Genomic DNA, 15,040 nt, shown 5'->3' with positions numbered 1-15,040 from the left:
AATTTGCGAATATGGTTAACAGTGAAACTCTGTTTTAAGAAGTTTAGGATATTCTGGTTACTTAATCCATCACTGCTAACACAGCCTTGGGTAATAATTTATCTTTAAACCACACAATTCTTGCAGGGACATCATTTAATTTCACCCCAGCTTTTTCTAAATTCAGCCGTTCGGAAATTGCCAAAATCAAATTATCACAACCCGCACGCCGCACCTGAGAGAATTTCTTTTGTAAATATTCTGGTCGCCAATAACCGACAATTTCTAATAGAAATTCTCGTCCATTAGAATGCACTAAGCGAAAATCGGGAATCATCACACTACCAGGAATGGGAATTAAATCAACTTCTCTCTCTAACACCCATTCTGTTTTTAAAGCATCCCATTTATCAGCAAAAGATGCTTCCAGCATACTATCGTAAGGTTTACCTTTAGAATAGTGCGACACTAAACCACATTCTGAATTGAGAGTAAATCTGCCAGTTTTCCAAGTATCTGTGTAAACATCACGAGTTTGCAACGTCGCCGAAAGACTCCATTTGGTGACATGAAGTAAAGCCGGAATTAATTTAGCGATCGCCAACCCATAACGCGTACTAGGATTAAATAAACTCGTCGGCCCATCTACTGTAATTGTAAAACCGTGGTCAGCATCACCTTCTATATACGCCATGAGTTGAAACAATTTTAAATAGCGAAATAACAGCTTATATTCTCCCGGAACATTGCGATGAGCATTTAACACTAATTGACTAGCTTTATAAAAAATTCCCTGCACCTGGGACAAGTTATATCTATTTAAGATATCTACAGCCGAAGGTGTATCAAATTGGGTTAGAATTTTATTTTCTAACAAATCTGCGTATAACCCAGCACGCACCTGTTCTAATAAGACTTCTCGCTCTAATTCTTGACTTAATTCATCAGCTATTTTACTTAAAGTCGCTGGCGTTGATTCTTGACGCGCAACAGATTTAGCCGCCAAAGCAAATACCCGTTCTCTTAACATTGGTGGTTCCAGAGGACTCACCACTTCAAAAGTACAAAAATTGCTTTTGATAATATAAGCCAATCCCCGCTTTATCCGATAATCTGTAGCGTCACCTTCTAAATCTAAAAGTAGCTTATCTAACTCCCTTTGAGTTTTACCTTGTGCTGCTTGAAAACAAGCAATTAATTCATTAGTCAACGCCAAATGTTTATCATCAATCTTCAGTCTTTTCGGAATGATTTCTTCTCCGTTTAGGCGATGGCTTAGTAACTCTGTTGGTAACATCTTCTGAATTTTGGATTTTGGATTTTGGATTTTGGATTGAATAGTTAAGTTCTAATTGTTCCGCAGCCTTTAAACTTTTTTCCTGACTAGTCCCATATACAACCTGCAAATTCCCTTTCTTTCTACCTTCTCCCTCTGCTTCCCCAGCGTTCTTCTCCCCCCGTCGCCGTGCCGAAGTCCCTTCTTCACTCGTATCTTCTGCGATTACCTCATACAAAATCGCTTGTTTATTCTCCATATTTCCCTTACGTAAAATTCTTCCCAAACGCTGCACATATTCTCTTGTCGAACCTGTTCCCGAAAGAATGATTGCTACAGAAGCAGCCGGGACATCAACTCCTTCATTCAACACATGGGAAGCAATCAAAGTATTATATTCACCTTCTCGAAATTTAGTTAGAATTTCATGGCGTTCTTTGACTGGAGTTTGATGAGTAATTGCTGGAATTAATAAGTCTTGAGATATTTTATAAACCGTGGCATTATCAGCCGTAAAAATTAACACTCGCTCAGGAAAATGTGTCGCTAATAAATCAGCTAAAATTCGCAATTTACCATCAGTACCTAAAGCAATTTCTTTGGCTTCCCGATGTGCTAACATGGCTCTACGTCCAGATTGCGATCGCGCACTCATCTGCACAAACATTTGCCAACCTTGAATACTCCCTAAAGAAATCTTCGATTGGCGTAAAAAATCATTGCGAGTTTGAATTAATTGATTGTATCTTTCACGCTCAAGTTGCGATAACTTCACCTTAATTTGGACAATTTCATGTTCGGCTAAGGCTTTACCCGCCAAATCTTCCGCACGTTTGCGATATACTTCCCGTCCAATCAAAATATTCAAATCAGCGTGTTTACCATCGGTGCGTTCTGGTGTCGCCGATAAGCCTAAACGATAAGGTGCGATCGCATATTCGGCAATCACTTTACTAAAATCGGTGGGTAGGTGATGACACTCATCAAAAATAATCAAAGCATATTTATTTCCCAACGATTCTGCGTGAATCGCTGCACTGTCGTAAGTCGCCACTAATATGGGTGACTTATCCCGTGAACCACCCCCTAATAATCCCACCTCTGCATCAGGGAACGCTGCTACTAAATGTGCATACCACTGGTGCATCAAATCTAATGTGGGGACAACAATCAACGTTGTGCGCGGTGTGGCTTGCATCGCCATCTGCGCCAGATAAGTCTTTCCCGCCGCCGTTGGTAGCACAACTACACCTTGTCTTCCCGCCAATTTCCAAGCAGCTAAAGCCTCACTTTGGTGGGGATAAGGTTCCATTTCTAAACTTGCAATCAACTCTATCGGATAAAATTCCTTCGCCTCATCGATAAAATCGACTTCTTCCCCTTGTAGTGCTTCAACTAAAGCACGATAACGCATCGCCGGAATCCGAAATTTCTCCACGCGATCATCCCATGTCGCATAATCCATCCACGCTTTACCGCGTGGTGGTGGATGCAGAATTAATGTACCGCGATCGAAGGTTAATTTGGAGATGCGAGCCATTCCGAATTTACGAGAGATTGGGGATGAAGATAGTCACAACTTAATTTTCTATGGTTAAGTCATGCTTAGTAACCATCCTACAGTTATTGAGGATGTTATTCACGTGAACAACAAGATCCCCGACTTCTTAAAGAAGTCGGGGATCTGAGCCTTTTGATTCTGAAAAATCAAAGTCTATAAAAAATAAAATTAGATATGCGCTGCATACCTAATTCTTGACTCGGAAAATATTTAATTCAATTGCAATAATTAACCAAATCTACCGCTAACGTAATCACGGGTATCTTCTTGCTTAGGATTATTGAAAATTACTTCTGTCGCGTCGTACTCAACTAAATAACCAATCCGTCCACCTGTTTCTGTAGGACGCACATTGAAAAAGGCTGTTTTATCAGAAACCCGCGCCGCTTGCTGCATATTGTGGGTAACGATCACAATTGTATATTGCTCTTTCAGTTCATGAATTAACTCTTCAACCCGCAAGGTAGAGATAGGATCTAAAGCTGCACAAGGTTCATCCATGAGGATAATTTCTGGTTGAACTGCGATCGCTCTTGCAATACATAATCTTTGTTGCTGTCCACCAGACAAAGATGAACCATTTTGGCGGAGTTTATCTTTGACTTCATCCCACAAAGCCGCTTGGCGCAAACTCCGTTCGACTAGTTCATCCATATTACCTTTGTAGCCATTGATTTTGGCACCAAACGCAATATTGTCATAAATTGACTTTGGAAATGGGTTTGGTCTTTGAAACACCATCCCAATGCGGCGACGCACTTCTACAGGGTCAATATCAGATGCGTATAGGTTTTTCCCATAATAAAAAACTTGGCCTTCGGCTCTAAATGAATCAATCAAATCATTGAGACGGTTATAACATCTTAGCAATGTACTTTTACCACAGCCAGAAGGCCCGATAAAAGCTGTCACCTTATTTTTGGGTATATCTAGCCAGATATTCTGCAAAGCTAGAAATTTGCCGTAATAAACGTTGAGATTTTCTGTGCGTAATACGGTGTCTGTACTATTCAATGTGCTAATGTTAGTAGACATAAAAGGTCTAATGTAATTTTTTGTGATGGTAATGAAACTTTGCTGTAACGTTGAGACTTGATTAGCTAGATTTTTTGGCGAGTTGCCCAACGGGCAAAAATACTGGTAATTAACACCATTAATACCAATATTAAAGATGCTGCCCAAGCTAATGACTGCCAATTTTGAAATGGCGAAATTGCAAAGTTAAAAACCAAAACAGCCAGGGAAGCTGTAGGTTTAAACAACACATTTGGACTACATGAAAATAAGCTAGGACAGAGCCAATTCTGGGAGAACAAAGCAGTAAATAGTAAGGGTGCAGTTTCACCCGATGCTCTAGCGATCGCCAACGTTGAACCAGTTACAATTGCTGGTAATGCCGTTGGCAATACAACTTGTGTAACAGTTTGAAAGTTAGTCGCACCTAAACCTACAGATGCTTGCCGTAAATCTTGTGATACTAGTTGTAAAGCTTCATCAGTCGTTTTCACAATGATTGGCAACATCAAAATTGCCAAAGCAAATCCTCCACCAATAGCTGAATATGATCCTAAGTTCAGCTTAACTAATGTCAAAACCACAATTCCATAAGCGAATACCCCAGCAATAATAGAAGGCACTCCACTCAAGACATTAGTCGCAAAACGTATCCACCTAGCTATTTTACCAGAACTAAACTCTGTTAGATAGATAGCTGCGATCACACCAAAAGGAATGCTAATTAAAGCTGCAATCCCCACCATTAATAAAGTCCCAACAATCGCATTACCAAAACCACCACCTTTTCTCAGAGGCGCAGGTGGCAATTGAGTGAAAATATCGAGGCTGAGACTACTAAAGCCCTTAATTATAACGTAAGACAGTACTGCTACCAAAGGCACAAGTGCCAAAACTCCACATATAACTGCCACCCCGGTCATCACTGTATTAAAAAGTGTCCGAGGAGACATAGCAGCACGAGTTAAATCTCTTTCCGAATAATGAGAAGTCATAAATTTAACCCAAAACTAAGCTACACTCGTTTGACTCGGAGAACAATAAACTCAGCAAAAATATTGACTATTAGTGTCAGAACAAACAACACTAAGGCAGCGTACATTAAAGCGGCAACTTGCAAACCACTAGCTTCGGCAAATTGATTCGCTAATAAAGAAGAAATTGTGTTGGCTGGCGCTAACAGTGAGGCACTAATTTTGTTGGAGTTACCAATTAGCATTGTCACCGCCATTGTTTCCCCCATTGCCCGACCCAGTGCTAACATCACAGCACTAACAATCCCAGAAAAGGCAGCTGGAATCAAGACTTGAAAAATTGTCTCCCAACGTGTTGCACCTAAGCCTATAGATGCTTGCCTTAAAGTAGATGGAACAGAAATCAAGGCATCTCTAGAAATAGCTGTAATAATTGGCAAAGTCATGATTGCCAAGATAATCCCCGCAGGTAACATCCCTGGGCCAGTGGGAGGCGTACTAAAAAGTGGAAACCAACCAAAGTATTGATTTAGCCATTTACCCAAATTGTTGACAATTGGGACTAAGACAAAAATTCCCCATACCCCATAAACAACGCTGGGAATAGCAGCCAGAAGTTCTATCAAGAATACCAGCACTAGCCTAACTTTAGCTGGCAGAAAATTCTCACTTAATAAAACAGCAGTACCAACGCCTACAGGTACAGCAATCAGTAAACCAATCAAAGAACTAATTATAGTTCCATAAACTTGGGGTAATACCCCATACACATCGTTAACTGGGTTCCAAGTACTTTGCGCTATAAAGCTCAGACCAAATTTTTGGATTGCAGGCCAAGCACCAATAGCAACTTGTATAGCAATCCATAATAAAGTAGCCGCAACTGCTAGGGCAAAAACCCTAGTCAGCCAAATAAAACTCCGATCTAAAGACTTACCAATATCGGAGCGATTTTTAATTGCTGGTGACAAATTTTGATAATTTGTAGTCATGAATGCTGACTTGATAAATGAAATCAGAGAAAAATATGAGAGCGAACCAGCTTAGTCGATTCACTGAATGCTTTGAGAAATGGAGACATCAACAGTTCATTGCTAATAGCAAGAATTTTTTACTTTACTATTAATTAAATCAATTTTTGACTATAGATGTCTCACTAAGTTGCAGTAATTTCTGAACGCTATTTACTAGCGCTAGTGCTACCACTAACCGCAATTTTGTATTCTGGACTAATTTGGTCAGCCACAGATGCTACTTTCTGAATCACGTTCTGCGGTAGAGGAACATAACCTAATTCTGGAGCTAATTTCTGACCCTCAGTTAAAGCATATTCAATCATCGCTTCCATTGCTTTGGCTTTAGCCGCATCAGGATATTTTTTGTAAGCCAAAATCCATGTATAGCTAACAATTGGATAAGAGTCTGCACCTTCTGGATCTGCAATAAAGGCGCGAAGATTTTCTGGTAGAGCGACTGCTTCTAAAGTCTTAGATGCTGACTGTTCTGTATCTTGAATAAATTTGCCTGCTTTGTTTTCCAGGGCAGCAAATTTAAGATTATTTTGTTTAGCGTAGCCATATTCAATGTAGCCGATAGAGCCTTGAGTTTGTTGGATTTGGGCAGTCACACCTTCATTCCCTTTACCACCAACACCTACAGGCCAGTTAACAGTTTTGCCTTCGCCTACTTTACTCTTCCATTCTGAACTGATGGCGCTCATGTGTTTTGTAAATACACCTGTGGTACCACTACCATCAGAACGATAGACAACTGTGATTGGTTGATTGGGAAGTTTGGCATCTGGGTTAGCGGCTTTGATTTTTGGGTCGTCCCAAGTTTTAATTTTGCCTAATAAGATATCTGTGTAAACTGTTCTTGGAAGCTTCATTTCTGGAACATCTGGCAAGTTGTAAGCCAGCACAATGCTACCAGCAGTTACTGGCAACAAAATTACGCCTTTATCTTGAGGAACCTTCTGAATTTCATCATCTTTCATTGCCACATCGCTGGCACCAAAGTCTACAGTACCTTTGACAAATTGCTCAACTCCAGCACCACTACCTACAGACTGATAGTTCACTTGTAAGCTGGGGTATTTTTTGTTTAAGTCAGTAAACCAACTTGCGTATAATGGGGCGGGGAAAGAAGCTCCTGCACCTGTTAATTCAACATTACCACCAAGATCTAATTTAGCAGGACTGGAAGCTGTAGCATCTTGCGCTGTACCGGTCGGGGTTTCCTTGGTAGCAGAACTGTCAGAACCTTGCTGTCCGCCACAAGCAGCTAAACTTAAGCTCAGTAATAACACTGCTATTGAAGAGGCAAGACGGTTATTTTTGATTGTATGTAGATGTGATAGCATCTGTGTTAATTTTTAGTGACTTTCCAGGTTAGCGCCTCTACGATAATCCTAAAGGAGAGATGTATAGGTAAACGGAAGGTTAAGAGCTAGAAAAAAAGTGTATTATTTTAACTAAATTTTACAATTCTCTCGCTTTGTGAGTTGATAAAATTTATACTTCACCCTGTGTCAAGTTACAGATGAGCCTTAGTAAAGCTAATACACATTTATGGACAACGCTTTGACAGTAGAAAGCGTTATACCGCTTATATTGCTACTTATTCAACTACCAGCAACAGCAATTTTGCTGTCGCGTCTGCTAAAAGGGCCAGGAAGACTACCGCCAATTCAACCCCAACAGCCAACTCCAGAGCTTTTTGGTAATGTTAGCGTTGTTGTACCTACATTAAACGAAGCTGGACGCATCACTCCTTTATTATCTGGCTTGAGTCAGCAAAGCTATGAAGTTCGAGAAATTATTGTTGTAGATAGTAATTCCCAAGATGGAACTCCTGATTTAGTTAAGGCTGTACAGCAGAATGATCCCCGGTTTCGGGTAATGACAGACGACCCTTTACCGGCTAATTGGGTGGGTCGTCCCTGGGCGCTACATAACGGCTTTTTACATAGTTGTGAGAACAGCGAATGGTTTTTGGGGATGGATGCTGATACTCAACCACATCCGGGCTTGGTGGCTAGTTTAGTAAAGACTGCAACTGCACAAGGTTATGATTTGGTGTCACTCTCACCCCAGTTTATTCTTCAATATCCGGGAGAGTGTTTATTGCAACCAGCTTTATTGATGACTCTGTTATATCGCTTTGACCCAGCGGGAATTAGAACTGAGCAAGCAGAAAGGGTGATGGCTAATGGGCAATGCTTTTTATGTCGTCGTGCTGTTTTAGCGGCTGTGGGCGGTTATACCAGCGCTAGTAGTTCTTTTTGTGATGATGTGACTTTAGCACGGTATATTGCGGCTCAAGGATATAAGGTAGGTTTTTTAGATGGGGCCAAGGTGCTGAAGGTGCGGATGTATGAGGGGGCGCTGGAGACTTGGAAAGAATGGGGGCGCAGCCTAGATTTAAAAGACGCATCGACTTGGGGGCAAATTTGGGGAGATTTATGGTTACTTTTAGCAGTCCAAGGTCTGCCCCTGTTGATTATACTTGCTTACTTGATTTTTCTGCCTACGCCTTTGTCATTACCACAGATGTTATTGCTGGGGTTGAATGGATTTCTGTTACTGATTCGCTTTGGGATGCTACTGGCGATCGCACCTTCCTATGATCGCAAAATTGCTCAGGGCGGCTGGTTATTCTGGCTGTCTCCTTTGGTTGATCCTATCGCCGTGTTACGCATTTTCTTATCTGCATTCCGCACCCCGCAAGAATGGCGAGGTAGGAAGTATGGTAAATGAGTTGGGAGTGCTGAATCTTTAATACACCCTTGCACCCCTGTCCCCTGCACCCCTATTCCTCCTCACCTCCCACGCGATCGCCTCGCTCAAGTTCCCAGAGAATTTGATTACCTTCGCGGCGGACTCGTGACACAATCCAGTTCCGCCAGCGCCATTGATCCCCCCGGCTAGTGACGGCGCTGGCGTGGACATCCATTAAGTCTGCTAATTCAGAACTAGTAATTAGATAGCCTTTGTCAGCAATTTCATCAGCGATACGTAGAGTTTCAACCAAGTGACGGAGTTGTTCGACCCTGATTCCAGGTGTTGTTGTGTCAATTGCGGCCGCAGTCTGTGCGGTGGATGGTTCCATAACGGTTATGTCTGATGCAGATGTAATGGTTGCCGATTTTTCTTTGGTAATTATTGTCGAGTGTGCCTTATCTTGAGAAACTTTCGCTACATTTAGCTCATGAGAAGTAGGTAAAGTTTTGTGAGCATTGGTAGAAGATAATTCTTTGAGTGATGGGATTTTACCAGCAGCAAAACTACGGGCGATCGCATCACAGCGTTCGTTACCGACGTTACCAGCATGACCCCGAACGTGTTGCCAACTAATTTGGCGAGTATTTAATTCATCTAAAACTTCCAAAAGGTCTTGATTTTGTACGGGATTACCATCGGCTTTTTTCCAGCCTTTTCTTTTCCAGTTCTTTACCCATTTAGTAACACAGTTGATGAGATATTCGCTATCGGTATAGAGGGTGATGGGTTGAGATTGTTGAGAGGCATGGAAATATTTTAAGGCAGCGATCGCCGCTTGCATCTCCATTTTATTATTAGTTGTATGGGATGCAGCATCACCTATTTCGTGAACTGAGCCATCGTTAAAATAAACTACAACACCCCAACCTCCAGGGCCAGGATTCCCAGTACAAGCGCCATCAGTATATATACTTTGAATTATGCTTTGGCTAGACATGATATAGAGATAGAAACCGCATGGTTACGTAGAGGATAGAAAAGTTTAGCGGCAAAAGATGGGTAGAAATATATACTCTAATGCTAGAAAAATCAAGTGTTTGTGTAATTTTCAAAAAACATAGCGTTGCAGGGGAGATGATTTTGCATTTTCTGCACAGATGCCTTGAAGCATCACTGATCAGTCGAACATAATATAAAGACTGAAATCTTAAAGCCAAAATTGGTATGATGCCAGCGATAGCACATTAAGGAAAATAAATTCAGTGAGCTTATTTTTGGACTCAGCGATCGCAGCGGAAGCGGAAGCTGCTAAAAAATTAGGTTGGGTAAAAGGCATCACTACTAACCCAACATTGTTAGGCAAAAGCCCGTTACCAGTTGAGACTATATTAAAACAACTGGCACAATTAACTCCAGGGCCAGTGTTTTATCAGTTGATGGCATCTGAATTTGACGAAATGGTAGCAGAAGGCAGAACCGCCTTTGAGTTAATTGGACAGCAAACAGTCTTAAAAATCCCTGCATCCTTAGTTGGTTTTCAGGTAGTAGCTGCACTAGCACCAGAAATTCCCTGTGCAGTCACAGCTATTTACAGTGCAACGCAAGCAGCAGTCTCTCAAGAAGCAGGGGCAAAATATGCGATCGCTTATGTCAATCGAGCTACTAGACTATTAGGTGATGGAATAGCATTAGTCCGCGAAATGGCGGGTGTTGTAGCAGGAAGCAACACCGAAATTATGGCAGCCAGTATCAAATCTCCTCAAGAAGCTGTTGCATCCCTACAAGCTGGCGCTCATCATCTCACTTTACCCTTAGCAATGTTGCAGTCTATGACTAATCATGAACTGTCAGCCCAAACTATTGATGAATTTGCCGAAAATGGCCGCGGAATTTTACAGTCAACATAAAGGAGTGCTGAGTATAAGTCATCGTTTTTTATAGGGTATAAAGGTGTGATGTTTCTCGCGCCCACACACCTCTAAACCCAATCAAAATTTACTCCCCAATTTCTTGTGCATAAGCTTCATACACACCTTTGACGTTGTACCAATTAAGAAAAATTCTAGCTACTTCTAAAGCTAATTGGGGTTTACCTAATTTAATCAGCCAGCGTAAAAAGGGAGCCATTGTGCGTTCATTCAGCAGTCCGTTTAATGAGAGAATACCCCAGAGTAAGCGATGCAACCATGTCATTTGAATCATCATTCGCACCTCCCAAGTAGGATGTTTTTGATAAAACAAAACTCCCATCCGTCCGCGTTGAATTTCTTTTTCAATTAAATTAGGAATTTGCTCTAAATTAAATGCTGGATGCCAGTGATAGCCAACTGCTTCTGGACATTTTATCAGTTTTAAACCGAGATTTTTTAGCCTCACACCTAATTCTAAATCTTCCCAACCATACAGTTGAAAACCAATATCAAATAATCCGGCTTTTTCTAACCAATATTTAGGAATGGCGACATTCCCTGTAGCAAAAAAAGCCGCTGAAAAATCTGTAATTTTATAAGGTTCAGCCGTAGGATTCTCGAAGTTAGAGGTATTAATTACTGCACCATAAGTAAAAAAGCGATCGCTACCTATTTTCTCTTTTCCCTGCAATAATGCGTCAGCATGAGCTTGCAGAAAGTTTTTCAGTACGACTAAATCGCTATCGATAAATATAATTGTATCCCCTAGTGCCTGTTGTACCCCCAAATTCCGCGCCGCAGCGGGGCCAGCATGGTCTTGCTCAAAGCATCGCACATGGGGAAATTCTTGCTTGTGGGCTGCCAACCATTCTAAAGTTCCATCTGTAGAACCATCATCTACTAAGACAATTTCATAATCCTTAATTATCGTTGATGCAATCAATTCCTGCATTTCCAAGGCTCTAAGGCACTTTTCTAAAATCGGCAGGCGATTATAAGTTGGTATCACAACGCTGAAAAACACATTCTCACCCACAACAGAAATTATCCATCTCCAGCATAAAACGGTAAAGCACTAATATTTAGTTGGATTTTCTGTGCTGGAAGTTCCTCAATTCAACCAAAATCCCCCGACTTTTCCAGCTTTGAGGCTAAGTCTAGCTAAGATATCATCACTGCCATCTTTAAAAGTTAATTTCCATAAGTAAACTTGATAGCCTTGCTGATTCAGTTTTGTGACAAACACTGCTGAATAGCCTTTTTTCAAGCGAGGTGCTAATTGTTCACTAACTTGTGTAAAGCTTTGTTGTGTAATGCCTTCTTTAAACGCTGCATTCCCTTGAGAGATAAACTTATTATAATTTTTTTCTTCAATGGCATTTATAAGGCTTGTAAAAGTTTTTTGGACAGATTGTTCGGGTTGATTAACTGGCGTTGATTTTACTTGCTCCTTCACAGCAGCTTGCACATCTTTTCCTAGTCCTAAAGTCAATGGTGACATAGTAAGAACTGCTGCAAGTACCAATGCTATTTTGTTCATTTATTTTGTTCCACTAAAAAATTTACTTCATCCAATATAGCAATCCTCAATGAGTTGTGAAATTGCTTGTTAAGCTAGGGAACAGAGAACAAGGATGTAGCTTCTACGAGAAAAAATCGTAGCTACATCTTCTGGGAAAAATTTATATTTGCAATAACCCTTCAGGATTGACAGAAAATAGCGATCGCCTTTGCAAACCTTGTTGATGTAAAATCTCGTTAGCTGCTAATAAACCACTACTCACAGCGCGTTCCATTAAACCGCAGGGAAAAGGCATTTTCACCCAATCACCAGCAAATATTAAGTTAGAAATATTGGTCTTTGTTTCTGGACGTTCAGCATAACTATTAGGTGGATATCCCGAAAAATTATGTTGATTAACTAATTCTCGGTGTAATATTTTTGCTTGTTTTAACTCTGGAACAATGCCATAAAGTTCTTGCTCAAAAGTATTCATCAAAGCTTCTTGCGTGGGAAAGTCTTTTTCTTTGTAACAGTACGCATGTAGCTCAACAACACTACCCCCAGTATTTTGTGACCACTCAATAAACTGTTGTTGAATGCGATGATACAGAGTGATACTATCTGTTAATCTGTAGCCAGATAAAGAAGTAAAATTACTTTGTTGCCACTCAAAATCGCGGTCAAACCAAAATCGACACACAGCGAATGGATCAGCAATACTCAAATTTTCGACTTGACTTTTTACTGTAGTATCAATATCACCACTGACGCGCTGAAATAATTTCTGCACTCCCGGAACATCGGTAGCAAAAACATAATAATCGGCTTGCAGTTTTTCTGGCAATGCTAATTCTTGATTTGCTGCTACTAGTTGTACCTCATCACCGTGACGTTCCACTACTTGGAACTTAGCTAAATCTCGTTTCGCGGGCCCTTTGATAACTTTTCCATCCGCAGAAAATACTGCTCCATGACAAGGACATTGAAATTTACCATCTTTAGCTTTTTGGACAGTACAACCTTGATGAGTGCAGGTAAGAGAAATTGCTTCTTGAGAGCCTAATGGTAATGCAAATACTTCATCAGCCGCGCCAAAATACTCTATCTTATCATCTGCGATCGCAGTATTTTGTTTGACTATAAACGGTGCAGTAGTTTGATTATCACCAACGCTATATTTTAACCCATCAATTTTCCCTTCTACAGCTACAACTTCAGTTACAGTTGCATCGGTGATAATTTTACCACCTTGTTGCCTAATTGACCGAGCGATTGGTTGGACTAAACTTGTCCCCATATCGTCTTTTGTACCATTAAAAGCTAGTCCTTCGGGGTTACCAAAAAAGTAAAAGTGGAAGAACTGCATCAATTCTCCCACACTCATAACATCGGGTGCATTCAAGCTAGATTTCGCAAAAGGTAGAAAATATAAATCGTATAAACCTTGAGGAAATTCGGTTTCTACCCAATCAGCAACTGAGATATTATCAAATCGCTGATAATTTTTTTCTCTTTGAAAGCCTGTGATAGCTTGAAAAACCTGGAGATGTTTGATTTTAGTTAAATTTATGCCCCAACGCAGACGGTTTGGAGATGCGATCGCTAAATCTATAATATTCCAAGGAAAAGCCGAACTACTGGGGCGAAATATCTCTGGTTTATATTTAGAATCTTGATAAACAACAGAATAAAAGTTTAACGATTGAAAATTATTAGTTATCCCTAATTCTGCTACTAAACTATTCAGATTATAGTACTGAGGAAAAAAGCCATGAAACCCGTGTTCCATTATAAAAGTTTCGCCAGCCGCTTCTATTTGCCAACTAGCGATTTTGCCCCCTAATTGAGGGGATTTTTCTAATAGTGTGACAATAAATCCCCGCTGACTCAATTCGTAAGCACAAGCTAAACCAGCTAAACCACCCCCAATCACAACGACAGTTTTAGGTTGATTTAATATTTGTGGTAAGTCGAGAGTATCTTTTTGAAATACCGTTGGTTTTGGCTTAGTAAACCGCGAGTATCCTGTCACTCCTGCAACTGTACCGACACCGAACAACTTCAGTAGTGTACGACGGGAGATAGTAGATGATTCCAGCAAATTAGGTATTTGGCGCATTGGTTACAAAATTAACTTTTCACACACAACACAGTCATGAAATGATGACTGTGAGTTCGCAGATTGTATTGTTAAGAATATTTCTGTGATCACCGTGCTAAGTCCCGGACTGAATTATTTTGCCAGAATGGCAGAAATTGTCAAGAGTACACAATACTGGAGACTTCCTCAGATGAAATATTGGCGCGAAACCATAGCTGTCACTCAGCGCATCCTTATTGAATTATTCCGTCGCCGACGCAGCCTGATTTTTTGGAGTATTTTTCCAATTTCTGTATTAATTCTCGGTGCGTTTATTTTGGCAGAACGTGCAAAACTCCCAATCAATAAGGCTTTTGAATATACTGCACCTTCTACATTAGTGGGTGCGGCTTTATTTTTTAGCTGTTTGGGTGGTAGCGTCGCCACTGTCGTTGCCGAACGAGAACAGCAAACCCTCAAACGCCTGTTTCTTTCGCCTTTGAGTGGTATATCCTATTTTTTAGGAATTTTTTTAGCTCATAGTTGCATTGGCTTAGGGCAAACTTTACTAGTTTATACCGTTGCTGCTTTTTGGGGCGCTACATTTCAAGGTTCTATTTTTTTAGGATTAATCATTATTTTGATGAGTATTGCGGCTTATGTCGGTTTAGGTTTTATTTTAGGTACACAATTGGCCAGGCGAATTGAAGATGTGAATGCTTTAGTTGCTGCATTTGGTGTACCTTTATTAATTTTAGGTGGGGCATTTTTACCTAGTTCATTATTTCCTAAAAGTTTAATTAATATTGCTAAGTATGACCCAATTTATCACATGAATGAAGCGTTTGTGGGAGTATCAACCAAGGGTAAACAAATTGGTGATATTGCGCCACATTTTTGGTTTTTAGTAGTATTTACGCTGGTAATGGTTATTGGTGGTTGGTTATCTTATCGTCGTATGTTGCTAGTAGAGAGAAGATTATGAATGTATAAATACTCAAATGATTAAACAAGGCGAGG

General features: G+C 40.5%; 13 protein-coding genes. 3 read left to right on the top strand and 10 right to left on the bottom strand.

Annotated elements, in window-relative coordinates; translation table 11 throughout:
- Window positions 1-61: 61 nt before the first annotated feature.
- The 6 genes from NOS7107_RS11870 to pstS form a co-directional block, all read right to left on the bottom strand.
- Complete coding sequence (locus tag NOS7107_RS11870; protein WP_015113219.1) at window positions 62-1,276, bottom strand: DUF790 family protein; 1,215 nt, start codon at window positions 1,274-1,276, stop codon at window positions 62-64.
- The gene (locus NOS7107_RS11865; protein WP_015113218.1) at window positions 1,206-2,795 is read right to left on the bottom strand and encodes a DEAD/DEAH box helicase family protein; all 1,590 of its coding nucleotides are present in this window, start codon (window positions 2,793-2,795) and stop codon (window positions 1,206-1,208) included. Before NOS7107_RS11865 ends, NOS7107_RS11870 begins: the two co-directional genes overlap by 71 nt.
- A 249-nt stretch (window positions 2,796-3,044) precedes the next feature.
- Window positions 3,045-3,851: a phosphate ABC transporter ATP-binding protein PstB gene (pstB, locus tag NOS7107_RS11860; protein ID WP_015113217.1), complete on the bottom strand. Its 807-nt coding sequence runs from the start codon at window positions 3,849-3,851 to the stop codon at window positions 3,045-3,047.
- 65 nt (window positions 3,852-3,916) lie between these two features.
- Window positions 3,917-4,825, bottom strand: a complete 909-nt coding sequence (gene pstA / locus NOS7107_RS11855) for a phosphate ABC transporter permease PstA (RefSeq protein ID WP_015113216.1) — start codon at window positions 4,823-4,825, stop codon at window positions 3,917-3,919.
- Between the two features lie 20 nt (window positions 4,826-4,845).
- The gene (gene pstC / locus NOS7107_RS11850) at window positions 4,846-5,796 is read right to left on the bottom strand and encodes a phosphate ABC transporter permease subunit PstC (protein ID WP_015113215.1); all 951 of its coding nucleotides are present in this window, start codon (window positions 5,794-5,796) and stop codon (window positions 4,846-4,848) included.
- Between the two features lie 188 nt (window positions 5,797-5,984).
- Window positions 5,985-7,166 (bottom strand): phosphate ABC transporter substrate-binding protein PstS, encoded by a 1,182-nt coding sequence (pstS, locus tag NOS7107_RS11845; RefSeq protein ID WP_015113214.1) that lies wholly within the window; start codon window positions 7,164-7,166, stop codon window positions 5,985-5,987.
- A 208-nt stretch (window positions 7,167-7,374) separates the two neighbouring features.
- On the opposite strand from pstS, the gene cruG reads away from it, so the two are divergent.
- Window positions 7,375-8,562, top strand: a complete 1,188-nt coding sequence (cruG, locus tag NOS7107_RS11840) for a 2'-O-glycosyltransferase CruG (protein WP_015113213.1) — start codon at window positions 7,375-7,377, stop codon at window positions 8,560-8,562.
- A 52-nt stretch (window positions 8,563-8,614) separates the two neighbouring features.
- On the opposite strand, the gene rnhA is transcribed toward cruG, so the two are convergent.
- Window positions 8,615-9,523, bottom strand: coding sequence for a ribonuclease HI (gene rnhA, locus NOS7107_RS11835; protein ID WP_015113212.1), 909 nt, complete (start codon window positions 9,521-9,523; stop codon window positions 8,615-8,617).
- 265 nt (window positions 9,524-9,788) lie between these two features.
- Between rnhA and NOS7107_RS11830 the strand changes: the two genes are divergently transcribed.
- Window positions 9,789-10,433: a transaldolase family protein gene (locus NOS7107_RS11830; protein ID WP_015113211.1), complete on the top strand. Its 645-nt coding sequence runs from the start codon at window positions 9,789-9,791 to the stop codon at window positions 10,431-10,433.
- Between the two features lie 88 nt (window positions 10,434-10,521).
- Here NOS7107_RS11830 and NOS7107_RS11825 read toward each other — a convergent pair whose 3' ends face one another.
- The 3 genes from NOS7107_RS11825 to NOS7107_RS11815 all read right to left on the bottom strand — a co-directional run bounded on the left by NOS7107_RS11825 (window position 10,522) and on the right by NOS7107_RS11815 (window position 14,059).
- Window positions 10,522-11,481, bottom strand: coding sequence for a glycosyltransferase family 2 protein (locus tag NOS7107_RS11825; RefSeq protein ID WP_253274555.1), 960 nt, complete (start codon window positions 11,479-11,481; stop codon window positions 10,522-10,524).
- 66 nt (window positions 11,482-11,547) lie between these two features.
- Window positions 11,548-11,976 carry a hypothetical protein gene (locus NOS7107_RS11820; protein ID WP_015113209.1) on the bottom strand — a complete coding sequence of 143 codons (429 nt, stop codon included), beginning with the start codon at window positions 11,974-11,976 and terminating at the stop codon, window positions 11,548-11,550.
- A gap of 142 nt (window positions 11,977-12,118) precedes the next feature.
- Window positions 12,119-14,059, bottom strand: a complete 1,941-nt coding sequence (locus NOS7107_RS11815; RefSeq protein WP_015113208.1) for an FAD-dependent oxidoreductase — start codon at window positions 14,057-14,059, stop codon at window positions 12,119-12,121.
- A gap of 172 nt (window positions 14,060-14,231) precedes the next feature.
- Between NOS7107_RS11815 and NOS7107_RS11810 the strand changes: the two genes are divergently transcribed.
- The gene (locus tag NOS7107_RS11810; RefSeq protein WP_015113207.1) at window positions 14,232-15,005 is read left to right on the top strand and encodes an ABC transporter permease; all 774 of its coding nucleotides are present in this window, start codon (window positions 14,232-14,234) and stop codon (window positions 15,003-15,005) included.
- The last annotated feature ends 35 nt before the right edge of the window (window positions 15,006-15,040 follow it).

Source organism: Nostoc sp. PCC 7107, assembly GCF_000316625.1.
GTDB lineage: Bacteria > Cyanobacteriota > Cyanobacteriia > Cyanobacteriales > Nostocaceae > Nostoc_B.
The sequence above is the reverse complement of the archived record's forward strand: the minus strand, read 5'-3'. Positions and strand labels throughout refer to the sequence as shown.

Bases quoted from the DNA above. Each gene is read 5' to 3' on its own strand.
- NOS7107_RS11870 (WP_015113219.1), bottom strand. From the start codon at position 1,276: ATGTTACCAACAGAGTTACTAAGCCATCGCCTAAACGGAGAAGAAATC.
- NOS7107_RS11865 (WP_015113218.1), bottom strand. From the start codon at position 2,795: ATGGCTCGCATCTCCAAATTAACCTTCGATCGCGGTACATTAATTCTG.
- pstB (WP_015113217.1), bottom strand. From the start codon at position 3,851: ATGTCTACTAACATTAGCACATTGAATAGTACAGACACCGTATTACGC.
- pstA (WP_015113216.1), bottom strand. From the start codon at position 4,825: ATGACTTCTCATTATTCGGAAAGAGATTTAACTCGTGCTGCTATGTCT.
- pstC (WP_015113215.1), bottom strand. From the start codon at position 5,796: ATGACTACAAATTATCAAAATTTGTCACCAGCAATTAAAAATCGCTCC.
- pstS (WP_015113214.1), bottom strand. From the start codon at position 7,166: ATGCTATCACATCTACATACAATCAAAAATAACCGTCTTGCCTCTTCA.
- cruG (WP_015113213.1), top strand. From the start codon at position 7,375: ATGGACAACGCTTTGACAGTAGAAAGCGTTATACCGCTTATATTGCTA.
- rnhA (WP_015113212.1), bottom strand. From the start codon at position 9,523: ATGTCTAGCCAAAGCATAATTCAAAGTATATATACTGATGGCGCTTGT.
- NOS7107_RS11820 (WP_015113209.1), bottom strand. From the start codon at position 11,976: ATGAACAAAATAGCATTGGTACTTGCAGCAGTTCTTACTATGTCACCA.
- NOS7107_RS11815 (WP_015113208.1), bottom strand. From the start codon at position 14,059: ATGCGCCAAATACCTAATTTGCTGGAATCATCTACTATCTCCCGTCGT.
- NOS7107_RS11810 (WP_015113207.1), top strand. From the start codon at position 14,232: ATGAAATATTGGCGCGAAACCATAGCTGTCACTCAGCGCATCCTTATT.